Raw genomic sequence first — 24,440 nt, 5'->3', positions numbered from 1 at the left:
TCCCAGCAGCAGTCATAGCGAGGGCCTGCGGGCCCGCCATGAACTGGAGCGCGCGCGCCGCGCCGCGCGGCAAGCCATCGGTGCGGCCACCGGTCGCTGCATCTTCACCAGCGGCGCCACCGCGGCCATTCACACGGCCGTGTTCAGCGCCCTGCTGAGCCTGCGCCAGCGTCGCGAGGCAGGTCAGGCCGTCGCCCCCCTGCTCCTGGTCGGCGCCACCGAGCACAAGGCCGTGCTGCAAGCGGTCTCGCACTGGAACGAGGCCCTGGGCCTGAACCTGGAAGTGCGCCTGCTGCCGGTGGACGCCCAGGGCCGGCATGAGCTGGCCCGGCTGCGTGACTGGCTGCCCCAGACCGCCCTGCTGTGCACCATGGCCGCTAACAACGAGACCGGGGTGATCAGCGATATCGCCGGCATCGAGGCCCTGCTGCAGGCGGAGCAGAGCCCCGCCCTGTGGCTGGTGGACAGCGTGCAGGCCCTGGGCAAGCTGGACTTGAAGCTGGACAGCACCCGCATCGACTACGCCAGCTTCTCCGGTCACAAGCTCTACGCCCCCAAGGGCGTGGGCCTGCTCTATGTGCGCGAGGGTAGCCCGTATCAAGCGCTGATGGTGGGCGGCGGTCAGGAGGCCGAGCAGCGCTCGGGCACCGAGAACCTGCCGGGCATTGCCGGCTTCGGCGCCGTGTTCGAGGCCCTGAACGAGGGCCGACTCTTCCCCGATGCCGCCACCCTGGAACGCCATCGGCAGGCCCTGGTCGCGGCCCTGCGGCAGGCCTTTCCCGGCCTGGCGTTCAACGCCCCCCTGGAGCACTGCCTGCCCACCACGCTGAACTTCGCCGTGCCAGGCGCCAGCAGCCGGCAGCTGATGAATCTGCTGGACGCCGCCGGCATCCAGGTCAGCGCGGGCAGCGCCTGCTCGGCCGGCAAGGCCGCCGGCAGCCATGTGCTGGACGCCATGGGCCGCCCGGCCTGGGCCAGCCAGGGGGCCATACGCCTGTCCTGCGGGCCGCTGGCCAGCGCCGAATTCATCGCCCGCTGCTGCGAGGCCCTGCGCCGCGCGGGCGAGGTCTGGGCGCGTCAGCAGCACAGCGGCGCGGCCGAGGCTGCGGCGCCGAACTTGCTGAAGCCCAGCCAGGATCCGGGTGCCGAGATCGACCTGGCCTGGCAGGGCCTGGCCCAGCATCTGGGCCAGCAGCCCGAGACCCTGCTGATCGATGTGCGCGAGCCCTATGAGCAGGTGGCGGGCGAGCTGCCCGCCGCCCTGCAGAGCTGCCAGCGCCTGGGCCTGCCCCTGAAAGGCTTTGCCCAGGCCCTGTCACAGCGGCCCGAGCTGATGCAACAACCCCTGCTGCTGCTGTGCCGCAGCGGCCAGCGCAGCCGTGAGGCCACTCTGCACCTGCGGGCACTCGGCCATGCGCGGGCCTGGCAGCTGGCCGGCGGTCTGGCCCTGGCTCCGCGCGACGGCGGGCACTGAGGCTCAGACGCGCGTATCAGGCCGCGCGCAGACAGTCCACGATCTTGAGCCGGGCCGCCCGCCAGGCGGGAATGAAGCCGCCCACAAAGCCCATGAAGAGGGCGAAGAGCAGGGTCTGCCAGACGATGGTGGGCGTGAGTCGGAACTGGAAGGCAAGCTCGGCAAAGGTCTGGAAGTTGGTGGTGCTGATGTTCACCGTCTGCATCAGGGCGGCGGCGGCCAGGCCGATCAGCCCGCCCACCAGGGACAGCAGCATGGACTCGCCCAGAAAGGCCAGCAGCACCGCGCCGCGCCGGAAACCCAGGGCGCGCAGCGTGCCGATCTCGCCGATGCGCTGGGCCACGGCGGCGAACATGGTGATCATGGCGCCCACGATGGCGCCGATGGAAAAGATGACCGACAGCGAGGTGCCCAGAATGCTGATGAAGGTGGCCAGGGCCTCGCTCTGCTCGGCATAGAAGCGCCGCTCGGGCTTGGCCTCCAGCTGCAGGCGCGGATCAGCCTCGATGGCCGCCTTGATGGCCTCGAACTGCGCCGGCTCCTGCAGCCGGAACACCACGGTCGAGAATGCATCGCGCCGGAAGGCCTGCAGCATCTGCTCCGCATCGCCCCAGATCTCGGAATCGAAGCCGCTGCCACCGGCATCGAACACCCCAACCACGGTCCAGTCGCGGCCGGCAAAGCGCAGGGTCTCGCCCAGGGCCGCGCCCTGAAAACCCTGGGCCACGGCGCGGCCGGTGACGATCTCGGAGCTGCCGGGGCGGAACATGCGCCCCTCCAGCATCTGCACAGACGGCCGCAGCTGCAGGCCCTGGGCCGAGGTGCCGCGCACCGTGACATTGCTGGGCTTGCCGCTTCCCCGCTTGGGCAGGTTGTTGAGCACCACGGGCTCCTTGCTCAGCAGGGGTCGGCCCAGGGTGTCGGTGGCAATGCCGGGCAGGCTCTCGACGATGGCGGCCTGGCTGCGTGCGATGCCGCTGTTGATCTCGGCGCCAGCACCCTTGCGCAGCACGATCACATTGTCGGCCTGCCCCGTGGCCACCAAGGTGTTGCGTATGCCCTCGCTCATCATCAGCACGGTGGCGAACACATAGATCACCAGGGCCATGCCCCCGGCAGTGAGCAGGGTGGTGACGCGCCGCACCCAAAGGTTGCGCGCGATATAGCTCAGCGGCACGGCCTTCATGCCAGGCTCCCCAAGGCTGCGAACTCAGGCCACATGGCGCAGCCCCTGCACGATATCGATACGGCTCATGCGCCAGGCCGGCCATGCGGCCGCCACCACGCCCACGATCAGGGCGGCCAGCAGCTGCAAAGCCATGGTCAGGCCCGAGACCTGGAACATGGGGAACAGGGTGCCGGCGGCCTGCGCAAAGGCTGCCGCCATGGGCAGGGTCAGCAAGAGGCCCAGCACCCCGCCGGCCAGGGCGATGGTCAGGCTCTCCCCAAAGAGCAGCTTGACCACAAAGGCCGGCGGAAAGCCCAGGGCCTTGAGCGTGGCGTATTCGGCCAGGCGCTCGCGGGCCGTCATGGTCATGGTGTTGGCCATCACTGCCATGATGATGAGCACGATGATGTAGCTCACCGCCTGCACCGCCACCAGAATCGCCTCGCTCATGGACACAAAGCTGAGCTGGAAGGCGCTCTCGGTCTCGGTCAGGGTTTCGGCCAGGGAGTTCTTGAACTGCGCGTCCACACGCTGCGAGACCTGGGCCGCGCTCTGGGGGTCGTCGATGCCGATGATGTAGACCCCCACAAAGTCCGCCCGGTTGCCCAGGCGCTTGCGCAGGCTCTCGTTGATCAGGCCCCAGTGGAAGAGCATCTGGTTCTCGTCGGTCTTGGCCTCGGCTCCGTCCCAAATGCCGCGCAGGGTGAAGGTCCAGGTGCCGGGATAGATGGTGCCGCGCAGCGGGATCTGGTCGCCGATCTTCCAGCCGAATTTGTCGGCCAGCTTGCGCCCCACGATGGCGCCCTGGCGATCGCGGATGAAGGCCAGGCGCTCCTCATCACTGAGCCGGTACTCCGGGTAAAGCGCCAGATAGCTGGCCGGCTCCACCGCGAACTGCGGAAAGAAGTTGCGCTCCGTGATGTAGATGCCGCCAAACCAGTTGGCCCAGGACACGCTGCTCACCCCCTCCACGGCCCGCAGGCGTTGGGCATAGGACAGGGGCAGGGGAAAGGTCAGGGAGATGGCACTGCGCGAGACCAGGCGAGTGCTGCTGCTGGCCTCCACGCCCGCATACCAGGCGTCCACGATCGTGCGCAGCAGGCCGAAGGCCGAGAGCGCCACCACCAGGCCCACCAGGGTCAACAGGGTGCGCAGCTTGTGGCGGAAGGCGTTCTTGAGCAGCAGGCGCAGCACAAACATGGGCTCAGTCCCCGCCGCTCACGGCCTCGTCCGGCACCAGCACGCCCTTCTCCAGATGGATCAGGCGCCGCGCCCGGGCCGCGGCCTTGGGGTCGTGGGTGACCATCACGATGGTCTTGCCCAGCTCCTGATTCAGGCGCTCCAGCAGATCCAGCACCTCGCCGCCAGTGTTGCGGTCCAGATCGCCTGTGGGCTCGTCCGCCACGATCAGGCTGGGATCGCTGACCAGGGCGCGCGCTATGGCCACGCGCTGCTGCTGCCCGCCCGAGAGCTCGTTGGGGTAATGGTCCAGCCGGTCGTCCAGGCGCACCATGGCCAGGGCGGCCTGCGCATGCTCGCGGCGCTGGCGTGCCGACAGACCCGTGAGCAGCAGGGGCAGCTCCACGTTCTCCAGCGCGGTGAGCACGGGCATGAGGTTGTAGAACTGAAAGATGAAACCCACATGGGCGGCGCGCCAGTCGGCCAGCGCGCCCTCGCCCAGGGTGGCGATGTCCACGCCGCCGATCACGATGCGTCCGCTCGTGGGCTGGTCGATGCCGGCGATCAGATTGAGCAGGGTGCTCTTGCCCGAGCCGCTGGGCCCCATCAGGGCCACGAACTCGCCGGCCTGCACCTCCAGGCTCACATCCAGCAGCACCGGAATGTCCTGCTGCCCGCGGCGGTAGGCCTTGGACAGGGACTCGATGCGAATCAGGGGCTGGGCAGCGCCGCTCATGGCTTGGCCGAGACCGTGACGCGGGCACCGCCGGCCAGCTTGGGTCCCGGCTCCAGCACCACCCGGTCACCCGACTTCAGGTCCGCACCCGAGACCTCGACCAGATCGCCCAGGCTGCGACCCTTCTTGACCTCCAGCGCCTCCAGCTGATCGTGCTCACCCTCGCGCTTGAGGCGCAAGAGCCAGGTCTTGCCCTCGCGCTCCTGCAGGGTCTTGGGGTTGACGGCCAGCACCGGCTTGAGCTCCTCGGCGGCCGGCTTCTTGGACAGAAACACCACCTTGGCGCTCATCTCCGGCAGGATGCGGGCATCGAGCTGATCAAAGCGCACCTTGGTCATGACCGTGGCCTTGGCGCGGTCCACCGTGGGCACGATGCCCGCGACCTGACCCTGGAAGCGTTGGCCCGGCAAGGCGTCCAGCGTGATCTCCACCGGCTGGGCCGGCGCCACCTTGGCCAGGCTGGACTCGGAGACATCGGCCTCCACTTCCAGCGTACCCAGATCGGCCATGGTCACCACCGCCCCCTGGGAGCCCGCGGCATTGGAGAAGGGCGTGATGATGTCGCCCACATTGGCGTTCTTCACCAGCACCACGCCATCAAAGGGCGCGCGGATCTCGGTGAAGTCGCGGTTGACCTGCTGCAGGGCCAGCTGGGCCTGCGCCTGCTGCACCGCCGCCTGGGCCGAGCCCACGCCGGCCTGGGCTGCGGCCAGGCCGGCCCGCGCCGCGTCCAGGCGCCGGCGCGCGGCGTCCAGGGCCTGGCTGGACACAAAGCCCTGGGCCTGCAGGCTCAGGCTGCGCTGGTACTCGGCGTCCGCATTGCTCAGCTCCACCTGGGCCTGCTGCGCGCCGCTCTGCGCCTGGCGCGCGCTGGACTCGGCCAGGCGCACGCCCGCCAGCGCCGCCCCGATGGAGGCCTGCACATCGGAGGCATCGATGCGCGCGATCAGATCGCCCTTCTTGAGCACCGAGCCCTCGCGCACATTCAGCTCCACCAGGCGCCCGCTGGCCTTGGATGCCACGGCCGCGCGGCGCTGGGCCACCACATAGCCCGAGGCGGTGAGCTGGGCGTACTGGGCCGCCGGCGTGCTCTGCAGCACCGAGCTGACACGCACCTCGGTAGGCCGCGGCGCCAAGGCCACCCCCACCACACCCAGCACCACAAGCCCGGTCAGCACCCAGCGCCAGGGCAGCCGGCGACGCTTGGGCCCCTTGCCCGTGGTGTTCCTGTCAAGCTTGAGGCCCGCCAGTCCTGCGGGGGATGCTGCATCTGCCATGGTGTCGGATCGAGCCTGCGATGGCCCGCAAAGTTGGGAGGGAGCGTCTCGTAAGCACAAAGGCCAGCCATTGTGCACAAAGCAGATGAAGACGGGGTTTAGCTCAAGATCTGACCCCGCAAGGCCATCTCTCCGTGGCCTTCTCTCCGCGGCCGTCTCTCCGCGGCCGTCCTGCTGCCACGCCCCGGCATGAAGGCCGCGATAATCGGCCGCACCATGTCCACCTCTGCCGCGCCCACCTTGCCCGATCGCCTGATCGCGCACCTGGACATGGACGCCTTCTACGCCTCGGTGGAGCTGCTGCGCTACCCCGAGCTCAAGGGCCTGCCCGTGGTGATCGGCGGGCGGCGCGACCATGCGCCGCGCCTCAAGCCCGATGGCACGCGCGAATTCGCCCGCCTGCGCGACTACACGGGCCGCGGCGTGGCCACGACATCCACCTATGCCGCGCGCGATCTGGGCGTGTTCTCGGCCATGGGCCTGATGAAGGCCGCGCTGCGCGCGCCCGACGCCATCCTGCTGCCCACGGACTTCGAGCGCTACCGCCACTACTCGCGCCTGTTCAAGGCCGCGGTGGCCGAGATCGCGCCAGTGATCGAGGACCGCGGCATCGACGAGATCTACATCGACCTCAGCGAGGTGCCCGGCGCACGCGAGGCCGTGGGCCATGACCCGCTGGGCGGGGTGCGGGCCTTCGCCCGCGAGATCAAGAACTCGGTCTTCAGCGCCACGGGCCTGACCTGCTCCATCGGCGTCACGCCCAACAAGCTGTTGTCCAAGATCGCCTCCGAGCTCGACAAGCCCGATGGCCTGACGGTGCTGACCCGCGAGGACATCCCCGCCCGCATCTGGCCCCTGGCGGTGCGCAAGATCAATGGCATAGGCCCCAAGGCCGCGGCCAAGCTCAATGCCTTGGGGCTAGAGACCGTCGGCCAGATCGCCGCCGCCGAGCCGCTGTGGCTGATCCAGAACTTCGGCAAGAGCTATGGCGCCTGGCTGCATGAGGCCTCGCACGGGCGCGACAACCGTCCCGTGGTCACGCACAGCGAGCCCGTCTCCATCAGCCGCGAGACCACCTTCGAGCGCGATCTGCACGCGGTGCACGACAAAGCCGAGCTGGGCGCCATCTTCACCGAGCTCTGTGAGCAGCTGGCCCGCGACCTGGCGCGCAAGGGCTACCAGGGTCGCACCGTGGGCCTCAAGCTGCGCTTCGAGGGCTTTGTCACCGTCACCCGCGACCTGACCCTGGACCTGCCCATCGCCGACGCCGCCGCCATCCGTCGTGCCGCGGGCAGCTGCCTCAAGCGCGTCGATCTCAGCAAACGGCTGCGCCTGCTGGGCGTGCGCATCGGCAATCTCAGCCGCCCGGGCGAGGCGCTCTCGCTCAAGCCGCCGCGCCGCGCTCCGGCCCGCAAGGTGGGGCCTAGCGAGGACAAGGCCGCGCCGCGCCTGGAGAGCCTGGAGCTGTTCTGAGGCCAAGTTCGCGAACTGTCGACATTTCTTACATGTCCCAGGTCCAGGCCGTTTGCAAATCCATGGCTCTGAACACCGATCGGCCCCGCGTCTCCCATGACATCGTGGATGCCAGCAAGAACTCCATATACCTGGCGCGACATTTGCTTGCACTGAAACACCACGATCGTGGCGTTCAAAACTCTCGGAGACCTGCATGAAGATCAAACCTCAGCTTGTGACTCTCGTGGTGACCGTTTCAGCCGCTATGCCAGCAATAGCAGGGCCCCTGCTCTTCGACCAAAACGTGACGTCCGTGATTTTTGGTTCCGGCAATGCCAACGGCGCTTTCACCGTCGACCGGTCCGAGGGCATCGAGTTGGGTCTTCGCGCCAAGGTGCGCTATCCCGCACCCGCCAATCAGTTCAACAGCAATGGTGATGGCAGCTACGACCATGAGGTCGGTGGCGGTGGTGCTGGCAATGTGCGCGCGAAATGGAATTTCGAGTGGTCCATCAATAGTGACCTGACAGGTCAGCTGGGTCGGAATCTGAGTCAACTCAGCTACCGGCTGCAGATGGATTTCAATCCGGGTGTAGGCACCAGTTTCCTGGACTTTGACCCGATCAAGGGCGTCGCTTGCGGGGATCACTCCTTCGGCAACAACGGCAGCTCGGAATTCAACGACCAGCGCACCGGGTGTGACGGGGGGGGCGGCACGCTGGCGCAGCAAACCGCCTACGCGTCCTTTATTGCCGGCAACAATCTGGTCCAGAACTCCTGGAATCTGGACTTCTTCGACAACGGCTCGAACTGGGTCTTTGACCCCAATCTTGACGGCCAGTACACCTTCACACTGCAGGCGCTGCAAGACTCGCGCGTGCTCGCGAGCACCAGCATTGATGTGTTCGTGGGTCAAGGACCTCAAACTGTGCCGCTGCCCGGCACGCTGGCCCTGGGTTTGCTCGGCCTGGGCCTGATGGGCAGTGTCTTGCGTAGGCGCCCGAACTGAAGGCAAGCAGCCTTGAGGCCCGCCCACCTGCGGGTCTCAACAGGCCTTTGCGTCCTGGGCCCGACGCTCAGCGCCGCGTGGGCAGGCTCCAGAGCCAGGCGGCCACCGCAGCGCAGCCCGCGGCCGGCAGCCAGCACCAGGCCAGGGGCAGGGTGTAGCCGGCCCAGATCGAGCTGAGCGTCATCATCACGGTGGCGATCTGCTTGGCACGCAAGGGCACGGCACGGGTGGCGCGCCAGTCGCGGACCATGGGGCCCAGGCGCGGATGGTTGAGCAGCCAGGCCTCGGCCCTGCGGCTGCCGCGCGAGAAGCAGAAGGCCGCCAGCAGTACGAAGGGCGTGGTGGGCAGCACCGGAAGAAAGATGCCGACGATGCCCAGCGCCAGACTGATCGCGCCGGCAAGCGCCCAGAGCAGACGCCACCACACCGGCCGACGCGGCGGGTCGATGTGCATGACGGCGGGCACGGGATCGGGCGACATGCCGTGCAGTGTAGAAGGCTTCAGCAGCGCCCGCTCGGCCGCTACAGTTGGCGCCCTATGAGCAGCGAGCAATTCCTCCGTTTTCCGTCGATCGATGGCTTGCGCGCTTTCGAGGCCGCAGCAAGGCTGGGCAGTCTGGAGCGGGCGGCCGAGCAGCTGTGCATCAGCGCCAGTGCCGTGTCCAAGCGCATCTCAACACTCGAAGAGCTGCTGGGTGTGAGCCTGCTGCTGCGCTCGACCAAGCCCCTGACCTTGACGGCTGCGGGCAAGGAGTACCTGCCGCAGCTGCGTGCCGCGCTGGAGCTGCTAGCGGCCATTCCGCTGCACCGGCGCGCGGTGCAGCGGGTGGAGCGCCTGCGCATCGCGGCACCTCCCACTTTCGCTCGCCAGATCCTGGTGCCCGCCCTGCCCCAATTCACCGCGGCTCATCCGGACATCGAGCTGGAACTGCTGCTGTCCACCCCCTTTCTGGACGAAGCCGCCCCCGAGGCGGAGGTCGAGATCGGCAACAGCCTGACAGGCGCAGGTGGCAGCGAGGGCCAGGTCTTGATGCTGGGCCAGGTCACGCCATTGCTCGCGCCCTCCCTGCTGCAGCGGCTGGAGCGAGAAGGCACCCCTTTGCGCGAACCGGCCGATCTGTGCCATGCCCCGCTGCTGCGCACGCCGATCGAACCCTGGACGCCGTGGCTGCGTGCGGCCGGCCTCGACTGGCCAGAACCCAGCCACGGTACACGCTTTGTTGATCTGGGCCTGACGCTGGAGGCGGCGGCCTGCGGCCAGGGCATCGCGCTGGGTCGGCCCAGCCTGGCCGCCGCCTGGTTGGGCAGCGGGGCCTTGCTGAGGCCCTTCGCGTTGAGCGTGCCCGCACAAAAGCCCTATGTGCTGCATCTGCATGCCGCCGAGAGTGTAGGAGCGCAGGCATTTGCCGCCTGGCTGGCCAGCTGCTGCGCCGCCGCCGAGCTGGCCGCGGGCGACAGATCGGCCTGATCCGATCCGCCTCGGGGCGTCAAGCCATCAGCGCGCTGGTGCGCCGCGCAGGGCCGTCGGCGCCAGCGTGGCCACCGACTTGAAAGCCGGCTTCGCGAACAGATAGCCTTGCATCAGATGGATGCCGGCATCGAGGAGGAAGTCGCGCTCCGCCGGCGTCTCTATCCCTTCAGCGATGACCTCGATGCGCATCTCGGCGCAAAGCCGGACCAGGTGCTTGACGATGGCCTGCCTGGGCTTGCTCGCGTCAATATGGCGCACCAGGTCCATGTCGATCTTGATCAGATCGGGCTGGAAGTCGGCCAGCAGCTTGAGCCCCGCGTAGCCGGCACCAAAGTCGTCGATCGCGGTCTTGAAGCCACAGCGCTTGTACTCGCGCAGGACCTCGGCAAACCAGGGCCCATCTTCAACCCGCTCGCCTTCCGTGACCTCGAAGATGATGCGTTCCACCGGAAAGCCATGCGTCTGAGCCGCACGCAGCGTGGTGCGGATGCAGAGCTCGGGCTTGTAGATCGCGTTGGGGAGGAAATTGATGGACACGCAATCCTGGATGCCGAGCTCGGCCGCGCCCTTGATCGCCTTCACCCGACACGCCTGGTCGAACCGGTATCGGTTGTGATCATTGACCTGAGACAGCACGGATTGCGCAGGCTCGCCGGCAGGGCCGCGCACCAGGGCCTCATGCGCAAAGATCCGAGCGGCCTTCAGATCCAAAATGGGCTGATAGGCGAAGTCAAACTGGAAGCCCAGGCGCTCGGCCTTGCCACAGTCCTCGCAATCCGCCACCGTGCCTTCCAGGGGCCGGAATCCGGCGGGGAAGGAAGCGTTCGGACGATGCACGTGGGAGGCAACCATCGATTGATTCTGCCATCCAGGAGCGCGTTTGCGCACACCGGCCACGGCCGGCACCTGAACAACTTTCGCCGCTCGCCTGAAACTCTTTCATGCCCGCCTCTGCTGCCTTGCCCTAGCATGCGGACGAGTTGAGTTCAAGAACATCGGAGACGCCCGCCATGCCCGTGATCACCTGCATCGAAGACCTGCGCGTCCTGGCCCAGAAGCGCGTGCCGCGCATGTTCTACGACTATGCCGACTCCGGCAGCTGGACCGAGGGCACCTACCGCGCCAACAGCGCCGACTTCCAGGCCATCAAGCTGCGCCAGCGTGTGGCGGTGAATATGGAGAACCGCAGCTGCGCCACGACCATGGTGGGCCAAGCGGCCAAGATGCCGGTGGCCATCGCCCCGGTGGGGCTGACTGGCATGCAGCATGCCGACGGCGAGATCCTGGCGGCGCGCGCGGCCGAGAAGTTCGGCATTCCCTTCACGCTCTCGACCATGAGCATCTGCTCGATCGAGGACATCGCCGAACACACCAGCGCGCCCTTCTGGTTCCAGCTCTACATGATGCGCGACCGCGAGGCCATGGCCCGCATGATCGACCGCTGCAAGGCCGCCAAGTGCTCGGCCCTGGTGCTGACCCTGGACCTGCAGGTGATCGGCCAACGCCACAAGGACCTGAAGAACGGCCTCACCGCGCCACCCAAGCCCACGCTGCGCAACCTGATCAATCTGGCCGGCAAGCCGCGCTGGTGCCTGGGCATGGCGGGCACGCGCCGCCACACCTTCCGCAACCTCGTGGGGCATGTGAAGGGGGTCAGCGATATGCGCTCGCTGGCCGCCTGGACCAACGAGCAGTTCGACCCGCGCCTGTCCTGGGCCGATGTGGCCTGGGTCAAGGAGCGCTGGGGCGGCAAGCTGATCCTCAAGGGCATCATGGATGTGGAGGACGCCGAGCTGGCCGTGGCCAGCGGGGCGGATGCCATCGTCGTCAGCAACCATGGCGGCCGTCAGCTGGATGGCGCACCGTCCAGCATCCAGGCCTTGCCGGCCATCGTCGCCGCGGTGGGCTCGCGCATCGAGGTCTGGATGGATGGTGGCATCCGCGGCGGCCAGGACGTGCTGAAAGCCTGGGCCCTGGGCGCGCGGGGCACCATGATTGGCCGCGCCATGGTGTACGGCCTGGGTGCCATGGGCGAGGCCGGCGTCACCCGCGCACTGGAGATCCTCTACAAGGAGCTGGACGTGACCATGGCCTTTTGCGGCCACACCCAGTTGCAGAACGTGGACCGCAGCATCCTGGTGCCGGGCAGCTACCCGAGCGCCTGAGACCTAGAGCGCACGCGCCCCTGGCGAGGCGCGCTGGCCGGACTGAACAGCTGAGCTTGCCGCTCGCGCTTGGGCGGCGTGTGTGCCGCAGCGCGAGTTGCTCCACCGCTCAGGCCGCCGACTTCTTGGCCACCAGGGTCAGGATGTCGTAGCTGGCCACCAACTCGCCACGCTGGTTCATCACCTGCACATCCCAGGCCACCACGCCCTGGGGCGGCTGGTCGGGGCGGTTGCCGCGGTCGATGCGGCGTTTGCAGGTCAGGCGCGCCTGGATGGTGTCGCCGATGGCCACGGGGTTGACGAAGCGCAGGGTGTCCAGACCGTAATTGGCCAGCACCGGGCCCGGCGCGGGCGAGACGAAGAGACCGGCCGCCGCCGAGAGCACGAAGTAGCCGTGCGCGATGCGCTGGCCGAACTGTGTGTCCTTGGCCGCGATCTCGTCGAAGTGCATATAGAAGTAGTCGCCCGAGATGCCGCCGAAGTTGACGATATCGGCCTCGGAGACGGTGCGGCGGTGCGTCAGCAGGGAGTCGCCGATCTGGATCTCTTCGAAATGCTTGCGGAAGGGATGGATGGCGTCTTCCTGCACCTTGCCGCCACGCTGGTACTCGCCGGTGATGGCGCTGAGCATGGTGGGCGAGCCCTGCACCGCGCAGCGCTGCAGATAGTGCTTGACGGCGCGGATGCCACCCAGTTCCTCGCCGCCACCGGCGCGGCCCGGGCCGCCGTGCTTGAGCGCGGGCATGGGCGAGCCATGGCCGGTGCTCTCCTTGGCCGCGTCGCGGTCCAGCACCAGGATGCGGCCATGGAAGGCGCCGGCATGCATCACAGCCTCGGCCGCAATGGACGGCGTCTTGGTGACCACCGAGCCCACCAGGCTGCCGCGACCCTTGGCCGCCAGGGCCAGGGCCTGGTCGAAGTCTTCATAAGGCATCAGGGTGGAGACCGGGCCGAAGGCCTCCAGCTCGTGCACGGCCTCATTGGCAAAAGCGTCGCGGCACAGCAGCAGGGTGGGCGCGAAGAAGGCGCCCTGCTCCACGCCCTCGCCCACCGGGGCGAAGCCGTCGCGCGCGCCGAACACGATCTCGTTGCCGGCGCTCAAGGCGGCCAGGCGCTCGGCCACATCGGCCTGCTGCTCCTTCGAGGCCAGGGCGCCCATGCGCACACCCTCGACCGCCGGATCGCCGACCTTGATCTTGGCCAGGCGCTCGCGCAGCATGCTCGCCACCGCATCGATATGGCGGGCCGGCACGATGGCGCGGCGGATGGCCGTGCACTTCTGGCCGGCCTTGGCACTCATCTCGCGCGCCACCTCCTTGACGAAGAGCTCGAACTCCGGATCCCCCGGCTCCACATCGGGCGCCAGGATGGCGCAGTTCAGGCTGTCGGCCTCGGCATTGAAGGGAATGCTGCGGGCGATCAGGTTCTTGTTGACGCGCAGCATGGCCGCGGTATCGGCCGAGCCGGTGAAGGTCACGACATCGGTCTCGAGCAGGCGGTCCAGCAGATCGCCCGAGCCGCCGATCACCAGCTGCAGCGCGCCCGCGGGCAGCAGGCCGGACTGCTGGATCAGGCGCACGCAGGCCTCGGCCACATAGCTGGTGGCGGTGGCGGGCTTGACGATGCAGGGCATGCCCGCGAGGAAGCTCGGCGCGAACTTCTCCAGCATGCCCCACATGGGGAAGTTGAAGGCATTGATGTGCACGGCCACGCCGCGCTTGGGTACCAGCACATGCGAGCCCAGGAAAGATCCCTCGCGGCCCAGGGCCACGGCCGGGCCCTCATGCACGATATTGCTGGAGGGCAGCTCGCGTCGGCCCATGCTGGCATAGGCGAACAGAGTGCCGATGCCGCCCTCGATATCGATCCAGTTGTCCGCACGCGTGCCGCCCGTGTGGGCCGAGATGGCGTACAGCCCCTCCTTGTGCTCCATCAGATAGGCCGCCAGGGCCTTGAGCTGGGCGGCGCGCTGCTGGAACGTGAGCTTGAGCAGGGCCGGCAGGGCCTGGCCGCGGGCATAGGCCAGGCTCTCGCCAAAGTCGATGCTTTCCGAATGCGTCTGGGCCACGGTGCGGCCGTTGATGGCGCTGTGCAGGGCACGCGAGGCGGTGGCACCGATCCAGCGGTCGGCGATCAGGCTCTGGAGGATGGGGGTGGACATGGCAGCAATCTCGGTACTTCGGTCTTGAACAGGCAGATCTGGCGGGCAAGGGGCGTCGCAAGCGGGCCGAGACTGGACCCGAGGCGCGCAGCCGTACTCTCGTACGGCGAGCACCGCAGGCCCGGTATCGGCTCGCGCAGTAGCCCAGTGCCCGTCAGATCAGGGAACGTACTTCCAGGTACCGTTCTCGATCTTGACCATCACGCGGGCGCGCTGGTCCAGGCCCAGGTGGTCGGTGGGCGACATATTGAACACGCCGTGCGCGGCGGGCAGTTCCTTGACGGATTCCAGCGCGTCGCGCAGGGCCGCACGGAAGGCCGGCGTGCCGGGCTGGGCGCCGCTCTTCAGCGCCGCGGGGATGGCGGCCTGCAGCAGCATGCCGGCGTCCCAGGCGTGGCCGCCGAAGGTGCTGACCGTGCCCTTGCCGAAGGCGGCCTCGTACTTGGCGATGTAGTCGCTGGCGCTCTTCTTCACCGGGTGGTTGGCCGGCAGCTGGGCCGCCACCAGGACCGGGCCGGCGGGCAGGAAAGTGCCTTCCACATCCTTGCCGCCCACACGCAGGAAGTCGTTATTGGCCACGCCATGGGTCTGGTAGAACTTGCCGGTGTAGCCGCGCTCCTTGAGCGCCTTCTGCGGCAGGGCGGCCGGCGTGCCGGAGCCGCCGATCAGCACCGCGTCGGGCTTGGCGGACATCAGCTTGAGCACCTGGCCGGTGACCGAGGTGTCATTGCGGTTGTAGCGCTCATTGGCCACGATCTTCAGGCCCTTGACGCCGGCGATCTTGGCAAACTCCTGATACCAGCCCTCGCCATAGGCATCGGCAAAGCCGATGTAGGCGGCGGACTTGACCCCGTTGTCCACCATGTGCTGGACGATGGCCAGGGCCATCATGATGTCGTTCTGCGGGGTCTTGAAGACCCACTTCTTCTTGCCGTCCACGGGCTCCACGATGCGGGCCGAGGCGGCCATGGAGATCATGGGCGTGCTGGCCTCGGCCACGGCGTCGATCAGGGCCAGGGAGTTGGGCGTGGTAGTGGAGCCCACGACCACATCCACCTTGTGTTCCGTGATCAGCTTGCGGGTGTTGGAGACGGCCGCCGTGGTGTCGGAGGCATCGTCCAGCACGATGTAGTTGATCTTCTTGCCAGCGATGGTCGTGGGCATCAGGGTGAAGGTGTTCTTCTCCGGAATGCCCAGCGACGCCGCCGGCCCGGTGGCCGACACCGTGACGCCCACATTGATATCGGCATGTGCCGCCAGGCCCAGGCCGGCCAGACTGGCCGCCAGCAGGGACTTGATCAGGGTCTTGCTCTTCATCGTCTATGTCTCCTAGGGTGGATGGGTGCTCTTGTGGCTCGGATAAAGAAAGAGGCGGTGCTCAGGCGGGGGCCGGCGCCGCTTGGGTATCGGGAATCTTGACCGCGCCCAGGCCGCCAAAGAACAGGTCGGCCACCATGGGCGCCACCGACTCGTAGCTCAGCTCGCCATCGGGGCGCAGCCAGGTGAAGGTCCAGTTGATCATGCCGAACAGCAGCATGGTCAGGGGCTTGTGCAGGCGCTGGTCCTGCAGCTCGGGGCGCACCGCGGCCACCGCGTCCGCGAAGGCGGCCACCACACGGCGTTCCACCTCCAAGAGGCGGGCGCGGTCCTCGGGGTCCAGGAACTTCACGTCCTCGGTCAGCACGCGGTGCTGGTTCTGGGCCTGACCGTACTCGCGCACAAAGCGGCCGATCAGGGCGCGCAGATGCGCCTCGGGTTCCAGCTGCTGGGCCCGCACCTCCTGCACCAGGGCCTCCAAGGCCTGCACATGGCCCTCGCAGATCTGCATCAGCAGCTCGTGCTTGTCGCGCACATAGTGGTAGAGCGTGGGCTTGGAGACCTGGCAGGCCTCGGCCACCTCGTTCATCGAGGTGCCGGGGTAGCCCTGGCGTGCAAACAGCCGCGCGGCGGCAGCGAGGATTTCCTCGCGGGTGGATTCAAAACCGGGGGCGCGTCCTCGGGCCATGGATGTTCAACAGGCTTCAGCGTTCGTCGAAGGAAATGACCACCCGCTCGGTCAGCGGATGGGCTTGGCAACTGAGGATAAAGCCTGCGGCGATCTCCGCCTTGTCCAGCGCGAAATTCTGGTCCATGCGCACCTGACCCTCCATCAGCTTACAGCGGCAGGTGGAGCACACACCGCTCTTGCAGGAGAAGGGCACATCCATGCCGGCGCGCGCGGCGGCGTCCAGCAGGCTGGGATCGCTCTTGCCGAACTCGATCTCGCGGCTCACGCCGTCGCGGATCACCAGCACGCGGGCCTGGGCCGCATCGCCCTCGCGCACCTCGTGCGGCGCGGGCTGGCCGGTCTGCATCTCCACGGTGCCGAAGCGCTCCACATGGATGCGATCGTCGGCCACGCCCGAGGCCTTGAGCACGGCCTCGGCCGCCTCGTTCATCTCGAAGGGGCCGCAGACATAGGCCTGGTCGATGCTCGCGGCCGGCACCAGGCTGGCAAAGAAGGCCGCCAGCTTGCCGGCGTCCAGGCGCCCGGCCTGCAGCGGCGCATCCACCGCCTCGCGCGAGAACACATGATGCAGGGCAACACGGGTCAGGTAGCGGTTCTTCAGATCCTCCAGCTCCTCCTTGAACATGGTGCTGGCCTGGCGGCGGTTGCCATAGATCAGGGTAAAGCGGCTGCCGGGCTCGCGCGCCAGCACGGTCTTCATGATGGAGAGGATGGGCGTGATGCCCGAGCCCGCGGCAATGCCCACATGATGGCACCCTGCCCCCTCGGCCGCAGCCCCCTCGCGCTGCAGGCCGAAGCGCCCCTGGGGCGGAAAGACCTGGATCACATCGCCAGCCTTGAGCTGCTCATTGACCCAGGTGGAGAACTTGCCGCCCTGGACCTTGCGCACGCCCACGCGCAGCTCGCCGTCGTCCACCCCGGCGCAGATGGAGTAGGAGCGGCGCAGATCCTGCCCGTCGATCTCCTGCCTGAGGGTCAGGTATTGCCCCTGGGTGAAGCGAAAGGTCTCGACCAGCTCGGACGGCAGCTCGAAGCTCACGATCACGGCCTCATCGGTATCGGGCCGGACCTCGCGCACACGCAGGGGGTGAAAGTGCAGGCTCATGGTCAGATGGGTTTGAAATGTTCAAAAGGTTCGCGGCAGCTCAGGCAGCGGTATAGAGCCTTGCAAGCGGTGGAGCCGAAGGCGGAGAGCTTCTCGGTCTGCTCGCTGCCGCAGCGCGGGCAGGCCAGCTTGGTGAGCGCGGCGCGGTGCACCAGGCGGATGGGCTGCGCGGCGCCACTGGCCAGGGCGTTGGCGGGACCGGGCGGCGCGATGCCGTAGTCCTTGAGCTTGCGCCGGCCCTCCTCGCTGATCCAGTCGGTGGTCCAGGCGGGAGCACGCTGCATGGTGATGCGCACCTCGCCAAAGCCGGCCAGTGCGGCGCGTACATCGTCCTGGATCAGCTCGGTGGCGGGACAGCCCGAATAGGTGGGCGTGAGCACCACCTCCAGGCCCTCGGTTCCGTCCTCCAGCAGCCTCAGATCGCGCACGATGCCCAGCTCGCACAGGCTGATCACCGGGACCTCGGGGTCCGGGATCTGGCGCAGCACCTCCCAGGCGGCTTCCAGCCGTCCGCAGGCGGGGCCGCGCTCGGCCGGGCTGGTCACCACACGCCTCCGGGGTAGGCGCGCTGCAGGTACTGCATGGTCGCCAGCATATGGCCCAGATGCTCGCTGTGGATGCCGCGGCGGCCCTGGCTCTGATAGGCGCTGTCCTTGGGGCAGTCCAGGCCGGCCTCGGCCAGCACCTCACAGAACTGCGCCCGCCACTCGTCCTTGAGCGAGGCCCAGTCCGGGCCCAGACCCTGGGCGGCGGCGGCGGCGTCCACCGCGTCGCTGTCGAAGAGCTCGTTGCAATAGGGCCAGAGCGTGCCGAGCGCGGCGCGCATGCGGGCAATGGATTCCTCGGTGCCATCACCCAGGCGCAGCACCCAGTCGGCGGCATGCTGCTGGTGGTAGGCCGCTTCCTTGACGGCCTTGCCGGCAATGGCGGCCAGCTCGGCGTCGCTGGAGCCCTCGAGCCGGCGCCACAGCAGCAGCAGCCAGGTGGAGACTGCGAAGTTGCGCAGCACGGTGAAGGCGAAGTCGCCACGCGGCAACTCCATCAGCACCGGGTTCAGGTACTGGCGCTCGTCGCGCAGAAAGGCGAGCTGGTCCTCGTCATGCCCCTGGCCGTCCAACCGGGCGGCGTGGGTCAGCAGGGCGCGGGCCTGGCCCAGCAGGTCCAGGGCCATGTTCGACAGGGCCAGGTCCTCCTCGAGGATGGGCGCATGCCCGCTCCACTCGCAGATGCGCTGGGCCAGCACCAGGCAGCTGTCGCCCAGGCGCAGCAGGTACTGGACTTGGGGGCTTTCGCCCACTTGGATGGAAGCCGTCATCGTGCCGCTCCGCGCTTTACATGTGGTTGACCGACTCGGGCAGCTCGTAGAAGGTGGGGTGGCGGTACACCTTGTCTTCCATGGGGTCGAAGTACATGCCCTTCTCGCCCGGGTCCGAAGCCACGATCTGGCTGGACAGCACCACCCAGATGCTGGTGCCTTCCTGGCGGCGGGTGTAGACGTCGCGTGCCATCTGCAGGGCCATCTTGGCGTCGGCGGCGTGCAGGCTGCCGCAATGCTTGTGGTCCAGGCCCGCCTTGCTGCGGACAAAGACTTCCCACAGCGGCCATTCGTTTTGGGTGTTCGAGCTCATGCTGCTTGTTCCTTGGTAGCTTGTTTGCGGGCATGGGCCAGGGCGGCCTCGCGCACCCAGGCTCCGTCTTCCCAGGCCTTGACGCGAGCGCCCAGGCGTTCGCGATTCAGCGGCCCCTCGCCATTGACCACGCGCCAGAACTCGGACCAATCGATCTTGCCGAAGTCATGGGCCTCACGCTCGGCGTTCCACTTCAGATCGGGGTCGGGCAGCGTGATGCCCAGGATCTCGGCCTGGGGCACGGTGGCGTCCACGAACTTCTGGCGCAGCTGGTCATTGGTGATGCGCTTGATACCCCAGCGTATGGACTGCTCGGAGTTGGGCGAATCCTTGTCCTCGGGGCCGAACATCATCAGGGCCGGCCACCACCAGCGGTTGACCGCGTCCTGCACCATGGCCTTCTGCGCGGCCGTGCCCTCACGCATCATGACCAGCAGGCTCTCGTAGCCCTGGCGCTGATGGAAGCTCTCCTCGCGGCAGACGCGGATCATGGCGCGTGCATAGGGCGCGTAGGAGCAACGGCACAGCGGCACCTGGTTCATGATGGCCGCGCCATCCACCAGCCAGCCGATCACGCCGATATCGGCCCAGTTCAGCGTCGGGTAGTTGAAGATGGAGCTGTACTTGGCCTTGCCCGTGTGCAGGGCGTCCAGCATCTGGTCACGCGAGGTGCCCAGGGTCTCGGCCGCGGAATACAGGTAGAGGCCGTGGCCCGCCTCGTCCTGGATCTTGGCCAGCAGGATGGCTTTGCGCTTGAGCGTGGGCGCGCGCGTGACCCAGTTGCCCTCGGGCAGCATGCCCACGATCTCGGAATGCGCGTGCTGACTGATCTGGCGCACCAGGGTCTTGCGGTAATGCTCGGGCATCCAGTCCTTGGGCTCGATGAAATCGCCCGCGGCGATGCGGGCCTCGAAGGCCGCCTCGCGCTGCGCCTCATCGGCGCTCTTGATCTTGCTGCTGGGAGCGTCCTGGGGGCCGACGCTCATCGCCTGGGTGTACATGGATGAACTCCTTGCTGGCTCGCTGCTGCGGGGAAAGGCTCAGGCGCCCTTGGGGCGCTTGTCGACCACACGCCGGGCCTTGCCGACCAGGGTGCGCTCGATGGAATCGGGCTGACCGACGATGACCTTGGTGGACACGCCGATCAGGGTCTTGATGCGGTGCTGCAGGGACTTGGCGATGGCCGCCGGGTCCGCGCTGCCCACGGCCGCAGCCTGCAGCTCGCAATGCACCGCCACCTCGTCCAGATGGCCCTCGCGGCTGACCACGATCTGGTATTGGCCGCTGAGCTGGGCCTCTTGCAGCACCAGCTCCTCCACCTGGGTGGGGAACATGTTCACGCCACGGATGATCAGCATGTCATCGCTGCGGCCCACGATCTTGCCCATGCGGCGCATGCTGCGTGAGGTGGGGGGCAGCAGGCGCGTCAGGTCGCGGGTGCGGTAGCGGATGATGGGCAGAGCTTCCTTGGACAGGGAGGTGAAGACCAGCTCGCCCTCCTCGCCATCGGCCACCGGCTCGCCGGTCTCGGGGTTGATGATCTCGGGATAGAAATGGTCTTCCCAGATCACCGGGCCGTCCTTGCTCTCGATGCACTCATTGGCCACGCCCGGGCCCATGACCTCGGACAGGCCATAGATGTCCACCGCGTCGATGCCGGCCTTGGCCTCGATCTCGCGGCGCATGGCCTCGGTCCAGGGCTCGGCGCCGAAGATGCCCACCTTGAGCGAGGACGCGCGCGCATCCAGGCCCTGGCGCGTGAACTCCTCGATGATCACCTGCATATAGCTGGGCGTGACCATGATGATGTCGGGCCGGAAGTCCTGGATCAGCTGCACCTGCTTCTCGGTCTGGCCGCCGGACATGGGGATCACGGTGCAGCCGGCGCGCTCGGCGCCATAGTGCGCACCCAGGCCGCCGGTGAAAAGACCGTAGCCATAAGCGATGTGCACGATGTCACCCGGCCGACCGCCCGAGGCGCGGATGGAGCGCGCCACCAGGCTGGCCCAGGTATCGATATCGCGGGCCGTGTAGCCCACCACCGTGGGCTTGCCCGTGGTGCCGGAGCTGGCGTGGATGCGGGCCACCCGCTCGCGCGGCACGGCGAACATGCCGAAGGGGTAGTTGGCGCGCAGGTCCTGCTTGGTGGTGAAGGGGAACTTGGCAATGTCCGCCAGGGACTTCAGATCGTCCGGGTGCACACCCTTGGCATCGAAGGCCGCCTTGTAGTGCGGCACGTTCTCATAGGCGTGCTTGAGGCTCCACTTCAGGCGCTGCAGCTGCAGGGCCTGCAGCTCGTCCAGGCTGGCTTTCTCGATCGGCTCCAGATCACCTGGCGCGGGGGTCTTCACGGGCATGGGTCTTGTCTCCTCGGTGTGTTCTTCAGCCGGCCGCCAGACCCGGCACCACGGGCTTGCCCTTGATGCGGTAGGAGCGGCCGCGGAACACCGCGATCAGTTCGTCGCGCTGATTGCGCACGGTGATGTCGTAGACGCCGGTGCGGCCCGCCAGCGAGACTTCGCTGGCCACGGCCGTCAGCCGGTCGCCGGCCCGGCTGGGCGCGACGATGTCCACATTGAAGCCCGATGCCACAGTGAGCTCGTTGTACGAGTTGCAGGCAAAGGCGAATGCCGTGTCGGCCAGGGTCGTGACCAGGCCGCCATGGCAGATATCAAAACCGTTGAGCATGTCCTCGCGCACCGTCATGGCCGCCGTGGCGCTGCCCGGCCCCACGGCCAGGATCTCCATGCCCAGGCCGGTGCTGGCCCGGTCATTGGCCAGCATGGCGTCGCGCACCGCTTCGGCAATGGCTTGAGCTGTCATGGCGGCGCTCAACGGTCGGTGAAGCTGGGCTTGCGCTTTTCCAGGAAGGCGCGGGTGCCCTCCTGGTAGTCGCCGGCAAAGCCCAGGCGGCTTTGCAGCAGGGCCTCGTTGCGCAGCGCGGCCTCGAAGTCCAGCAGCAGGGCGTCATCCAGGGCCTGGCGGGTGGCCGCCAGGGCCTTGACCGGCATGGCGGACAGCTTCTGCGCCAGGGCCATGGCCTCGGCAGCCAGCTCGGCGTCCGGCAGGGCGCGGTAGATCAGGCCGATGCGCTGGGCCTCGGCGGCGGGCAGCTTGTCGCCCAGCAGGGCCAGCTCCAGGGCCTTGACGCGCCCCACCAGGCGCGGCAGCAGCCAGGTGCCCCCGCAGTCCGGGATCAGGCCGATCTTGGAGAAGGCCTGGATGAAGCTGGCGCTCTCGGCCGCCAGCACCAGGTCGCAGCCCAGGGCCAGGCTGGCACCGGCGCCGGCCGCCACGCCATTGACCGCGGCGATCACGGGCACCGGCATGGCCCGCAGGCTCAGCGCCATGGGGATGTAGTAGTTGTCGAGCAGATGGCCGATGTCCTTGGGCTGCTCGCCCGCCGCGATGGGCGGCTTGATCAGCGGGTCGGACAGATCCTGACCGGCGCAAAAGCCCCGGCCCGCGCCCGTGATCAGCACGCAGCGCACGCTGGCATCGCGTGCGGCGGCCTCCAGCGCATCGCGCAGCTGCACCAGCAGGGCCGTGGTGAAGGCATTGAGTGCCTGCGGCCGGTTCAGGGTGAGCAGGCGCACGGCGCCTTCCTGCTCGATCTTCAGCAAGGCCTCGTCCGGGCCTGTTTGTGCTGGGGTCATGGTTTGTCTCGCTCCATCGCCGCCGTCTTGTCTTGCCTGGGGTCAAGCATTCATTGACCGACCGGTCGGTAGATAGTAAGGTCCGCCTTGATTTGGCGCAAGAGCCCAGACCCCGCAAAGCCCTAGCAAAAACCCCTAGCCCCGCCACCCGGAGCCCGATATGCCCTGCTATGCCATCGATGGCCTGATCCCCGTCGTTCACCCCAGCGCCTACGTCCACCCCACGGCGGTCCTGATCGGCGATGTGGTGATCGGCCCGGGCTGCTATATCGGCCCCTGCGCCTCGCTGCGCGGGGACTTCGGCCGCATCGTGATCCAGGAAGGCGCCAATGTGCAGGACAGCTGCGTGGTGCACGGCTTCCCCAAGTCCGAGACCGTGGTGGAGCAAAACGGCCATATCGGCCATGGCGCGGTGCTGCACGGCTGCGTGGTGCGCCACGACGCCCTGGTGGGCATGAATGCCGTGGTGATGGACGAGGCCGAGGTGGGCGCCTTCAGCATCGTGGCCGCCTGCGCCTTTGTGCGCGCGGGCCAGAAGCTGCCCGCGAAATCGCTGATCGCCGGCCTGCCGGCCAAGGTCATGCGCGAACTCAGCGAGGACGAGATGCGCTGGAAGCGCCAGGGTACCGAGACTTACCAGCAGCTCACCCGCCGCTGCCAGGCCAGCCTGGTGGAGGTGCAGCCCCTGGCCGCCGAGGAAGCCGGACGCCCGCGCCTGCCGGACAGCGACTACGGCACCCTGCAGGCGCTCAAGCGCGAGAGCGGCTCGGGCAGCACGTCGGCCTGAGCCTGCAAGCCCGCCCGGCTCAGCCCGCCGCCGCGCCCTCGCCCAGGCCGCGCTGCATGGGCTTGTAGGGCCGCGGCGCCGGTGGTTCGGCAGCCACCATGCCCTGGCTGCGCGCGGCCGCGGCCTGGCTGAGCGGTGTGATCAGACGGGCCTCGGGCAGGTTATGCCAGTAGCGCGGGGGCATTTCCTTGCGCATCTGGGCCAGCTTGAGCCGGGCCGGGTTGAAGATGTGCTGGTAGTAGGTGAGCCAGAGCGCGGCGCCGGCATCGGGCGCGGGCGCGTCCTCGCGGCGGGCACCGGGGCGGAACTGCAGGGCCCGGCCGTCCCACTCCACGCAGCGCTCGGGCGTGAGGAGGGCCCAGCGCATCTGGGCGAAGCGGCGCCGGAAGAAATCGGCATTCGCCTCCACGATATGGTGCTGGGGCTCGAACCAGGCGATGTGCCGCGGCTCCTCGCCCGGCTGCCCGCCCGGCTGCCCGCCCGGCTGGCCGCCCTCCTCTCCCTCCCAGACCGGGGTGAAGCGCACAAAGGCCCGCATCTTGTGAATGTCGCGGTCCACCGCGCGCGCCATGCCCTCGGCCAGGCGCCAGTCAGGGTCCAGAGGGTCGCCGCGCAGGCGCGGCTCATGGGTCAGGCGCCAGAGCAGGCGGTACATCAGGGCAAAACGGCGCGGCTCGCGGTGCAGCAGCACGCGCTCGCACAGGGCCACAAAAGCCGGCGGCACCCGCACCAGGGAGGCCGGCGGCTGGGGCGCTTCGGCCGCGGCCGGCGCATCGAGTTCCGACTCGGCGCCCCAGAGCGAGCCTTCGTCCTCGCAGGACCAGATCAGGGCCTCCGGTGGCACGCCCTGCACCAGCAGGCGGCGCGCTGCATGCTTGAAGCCGGCAATGTCGGTGGGGCCGTCGAGATGAATGGTCTGGGGCATGGGAACTCCTGTGTCGCTGAGGTTCGATATCAGGGTCGATGTCAGGTTCGAAATCAGGCGAACAGCTCGCCCTGGCGCGGCGGCAGCAGGGCCGCGGGCGCGCCCGGCCCGCTGCTGGCCGGGCGGTGACCGTCCAGCAGCACAAAGGGCAGCAGCTTGCTCAGGTTCAGCCGCGCGCGGCGCAGATCCTCCAGGCGCAGGCGACGCACCTGCCGCGCCTGCAGCAGACGCTCCAC

The 24,440-nt window shown here is 68.1% G+C and carries 24 protein-coding genes and 1 pseudogene; 6 read left to right on the top strand and 19 right to left on the bottom strand.

Going from position 1 to position 24,440, the window contains the following annotated elements; genetic code table 11:
• A partial coding sequence (locus ACK5F2_RS12010; protein WP_409864875.1) for an aminotransferase class V-fold PLP-dependent enzyme occupies positions 1-1,474 on the top strand: 1,474 nt, incomplete at its 5' end.
• A gap of 16 nt (positions 1,475-1,490) precedes the next feature.
• Here the strand turns inward: ACK5F2_RS12010 and ACK5F2_RS12005 are convergent.
• The 4 genes from ACK5F2_RS12005 to ACK5F2_RS11990 are packed head-to-tail and all read right to left on the bottom strand — an operon-like array spanning position 1,491 to position 5,834.
• Positions 1,491-2,660, bottom strand: a complete 1,170-nt coding sequence (locus tag ACK5F2_RS12005) for an ABC transporter permease (RefSeq protein WP_409864874.1) — start codon at positions 2,658-2,660, stop codon at positions 1,491-1,493.
• 24 nt (positions 2,661-2,684) lie between these two features.
• On the bottom strand, positions 2,685-3,842 hold the full coding sequence (locus tag ACK5F2_RS12000) for an ABC transporter permease (RefSeq protein WP_409864873.1): 1,158 nt from the start codon (positions 3,840-3,842) through the stop codon (positions 2,685-2,687).
• A 4-nt stretch (positions 3,843-3,846) separates the two neighbouring features.
• Positions 3,847-4,557 (bottom strand): ABC transporter ATP-binding protein, encoded by a 711-nt coding sequence (locus tag ACK5F2_RS11995; RefSeq protein ID WP_409864871.1) that lies wholly within the window; start codon positions 4,555-4,557, stop codon positions 3,847-3,849.
• Positions 4,554-5,834, bottom strand: a complete 1,281-nt coding sequence (locus ACK5F2_RS11990; RefSeq protein ID WP_409864870.1) for an efflux RND transporter periplasmic adaptor subunit — start codon at positions 5,832-5,834, stop codon at positions 4,554-4,556. The genes ACK5F2_RS11995 and ACK5F2_RS11990 overlap by 4 nt, the downstream gene beginning before the upstream one ends.
• A gap of 216 nt (positions 5,835-6,050) precedes the next feature.
• Between ACK5F2_RS11990 and dinB the strand changes: the two genes are divergently transcribed.
• Positions 6,051-7,307: a DNA polymerase IV gene (dinB, locus tag ACK5F2_RS11985; protein ID WP_409864869.1), complete on the top strand. Its 1,257-nt coding sequence runs from the start codon at positions 6,051-6,053 to the stop codon at positions 7,305-7,307.
• 196 nt (positions 7,308-7,503) lie between these two features.
• Positions 7,504-8,298: a PEP-CTERM sorting domain-containing protein gene (locus ACK5F2_RS11980; protein ID WP_409864867.1), complete on the top strand. Its 795-nt coding sequence runs from the start codon at positions 7,504-7,506 to the stop codon at positions 8,296-8,298.
• Positions 8,299-8,365: 67 nt separating this feature from the next.
• Here the strand turns inward: ACK5F2_RS11980 and ACK5F2_RS11975 are convergent, their stop codons facing one another.
• Entirely contained in the window at positions 8,366-8,779 is a 414-nt protein-coding gene (locus ACK5F2_RS11975; protein WP_409864866.1) for a YbaN family protein, read from the bottom strand.
• A gap of 57 nt (positions 8,780-8,836) precedes the next feature.
• Here ACK5F2_RS11975 and ACK5F2_RS11970 point away from each other — a divergent pair, with 57 nt between their 5' ends.
• Entirely contained in the window at positions 8,837-9,766 is a 930-nt protein-coding gene (locus ACK5F2_RS11970; protein WP_409864864.1) for a LysR family transcriptional regulator, read from the top strand.
• Positions 9,767-9,793: 27 nt separating this feature from the next.
• Here ACK5F2_RS11970 and ACK5F2_RS11965 read toward each other — a convergent pair whose 3' ends face one another.
• Complete coding sequence (locus tag ACK5F2_RS11965; RefSeq protein WP_409864877.1) at positions 9,794-10,621, bottom strand: EAL domain-containing protein; 828 nt, start codon at positions 10,619-10,621, stop codon at positions 9,794-9,796.
• A 158-nt stretch (positions 10,622-10,779) separates the two neighbouring features.
• Between ACK5F2_RS11965 and ACK5F2_RS11960 the strand changes: the two genes are divergently transcribed.
• Positions 10,780-11,934 (top strand): L-lactate dehydrogenase, encoded by a 1,155-nt coding sequence (locus ACK5F2_RS11960; RefSeq protein WP_409864862.1) that lies wholly within the window; start codon positions 10,780-10,782, stop codon positions 11,932-11,934.
• Between the two features lie 109 nt (positions 11,935-12,043).
• Here the strand turns inward: ACK5F2_RS11960 and paaZ are convergent, their stop codons facing one another.
• From paaZ to ACK5F2_RS11905, 11 genes are all read right to left on the bottom strand, one after another.
• Positions 12,044-14,095, bottom strand: coding sequence for a phenylacetic acid degradation bifunctional protein PaaZ (paaZ, locus tag ACK5F2_RS11955; protein ID WP_409864860.1), 2,052 nt, complete (start codon positions 14,093-14,095; stop codon positions 12,044-12,046).
• A gap of 159 nt (positions 14,096-14,254) precedes the next feature.
• Positions 14,255-15,412 (bottom strand): ABC transporter substrate-binding protein, encoded by a 1,158-nt coding sequence (locus tag ACK5F2_RS11950; RefSeq protein ID WP_409864859.1) that lies wholly within the window; start codon positions 15,410-15,412, stop codon positions 14,255-14,257.
• Positions 15,413-15,473: 61 nt separating this feature from the next.
• Positions 15,474-16,100, bottom strand: a complete 627-nt coding sequence (locus tag ACK5F2_RS11945) for a TetR/AcrR family transcriptional regulator (protein WP_409864857.1) — start codon at positions 16,098-16,100, stop codon at positions 15,474-15,476.
• Positions 16,101-16,116: 16 nt separating this feature from the next.
• Positions 16,117-17,208, bottom strand: a complete 1,092-nt coding sequence (gene paaE, locus ACK5F2_RS11940) for a 1,2-phenylacetyl-CoA epoxidase subunit PaaE (RefSeq protein ID WP_409864856.1) — start codon at positions 17,206-17,208, stop codon at positions 16,117-16,119.
• 2 nt (positions 17,209-17,210) lie between these two features.
• Complete coding sequence (gene paaD, locus ACK5F2_RS11935; RefSeq protein WP_170223031.1) at positions 17,211-17,753, bottom strand: 1,2-phenylacetyl-CoA epoxidase subunit PaaD; 543 nt, start codon at positions 17,751-17,753, stop codon at positions 17,211-17,213.
• The gene (gene paaC / locus ACK5F2_RS11930) at positions 17,750-18,523 is read right to left on the bottom strand and encodes a 1,2-phenylacetyl-CoA epoxidase subunit PaaC (RefSeq protein WP_409864855.1); all 774 of its coding nucleotides are present in this window, start codon (positions 18,521-18,523) and stop codon (positions 17,750-17,752) included. The genes paaD and paaC overlap by 4 nt, the downstream gene beginning before the upstream one ends.
• Positions 18,524-18,539: 16 nt before the next feature.
• Positions 18,540-18,836, bottom strand: a complete 297-nt coding sequence (paaB, locus tag ACK5F2_RS11925; RefSeq protein WP_409864853.1) for a 1,2-phenylacetyl-CoA epoxidase subunit PaaB — start codon at positions 18,834-18,836, stop codon at positions 18,540-18,542.
• A complete protein-coding gene (gene paaA, locus ACK5F2_RS11920; RefSeq protein WP_409864851.1) occupies positions 18,833-19,837 on the bottom strand; it encodes a 1,2-phenylacetyl-CoA epoxidase subunit PaaA in 1,005 nt (334 codons plus the stop codon). The genes paaB and paaA overlap by 4 nt, the downstream gene beginning before the upstream one ends.
• Before the next feature lie 39 nt (positions 19,838-19,876).
• Complete coding sequence (paaK, locus tag ACK5F2_RS11915) at positions 19,877-21,193, bottom strand: phenylacetate--CoA ligase PaaK (RefSeq protein ID WP_409864849.1); 1,317 nt, start codon at positions 21,191-21,193, stop codon at positions 19,877-19,879.
• A gap of 25 nt (positions 21,194-21,218) precedes the next feature.
• Positions 21,219-21,659: a hydroxyphenylacetyl-CoA thioesterase PaaI gene (gene paaI, locus ACK5F2_RS11910; RefSeq protein ID WP_133604167.1), complete on the bottom strand. Its 441-nt coding sequence runs from the start codon at positions 21,657-21,659 to the stop codon at positions 21,219-21,221.
• A gap of 8 nt (positions 21,660-21,667) precedes the next feature.
• Complete coding sequence (locus tag ACK5F2_RS11905) at positions 21,668-22,492, bottom strand: enoyl-CoA hydratase-related protein (RefSeq protein WP_409864847.1); 825 nt, start codon at positions 22,490-22,492, stop codon at positions 21,668-21,670.
• Positions 22,493-22,652: 160 nt separating this feature from the next.
• On the opposite strand from ACK5F2_RS11905, the gene ACK5F2_RS11900 reads away from it, so the two are divergent.
• Complete coding sequence (locus ACK5F2_RS11900; protein ID WP_409864846.1) at positions 22,653-23,279, top strand: phenylacetic acid degradation protein PaaY; 627 nt, start codon at positions 22,653-22,655, stop codon at positions 23,277-23,279.
• 19 nt (positions 23,280-23,298) lie between these two features.
• On the opposite strand, the gene ACK5F2_RS11895 is transcribed toward ACK5F2_RS11900, so the two are convergent.
• Together ACK5F2_RS11895 and ACK5F2_RS11890 are read right to left on the bottom strand one after the other, a co-directional pair.
• Positions 23,299-24,204, bottom strand: a complete 906-nt coding sequence (locus ACK5F2_RS11895; protein WP_409864845.1) for a TIGR03915 family putative DNA repair protein — start codon at positions 24,202-24,204, stop codon at positions 23,299-23,301.
• A gap of 53 nt (positions 24,205-24,257) precedes the next feature.
• Positions 24,258-24,440, bottom strand: a pseudogene (locus tag ACK5F2_RS11890) (biotin synthase); the annotation flags it as partial.

Origin of the sequence: Roseateles sp., assembly GCF_046300915.1 — a bacterium.
Taxonomy (GTDB): Bacteria; Pseudomonadota; Gammaproteobacteria; order Burkholderiales; family Burkholderiaceae_C; genus Kinneretia.
The sequence above is the reverse complement of the archived record's forward strand: the minus strand, read 5'-3'. Positions and strand labels throughout refer to the sequence as shown.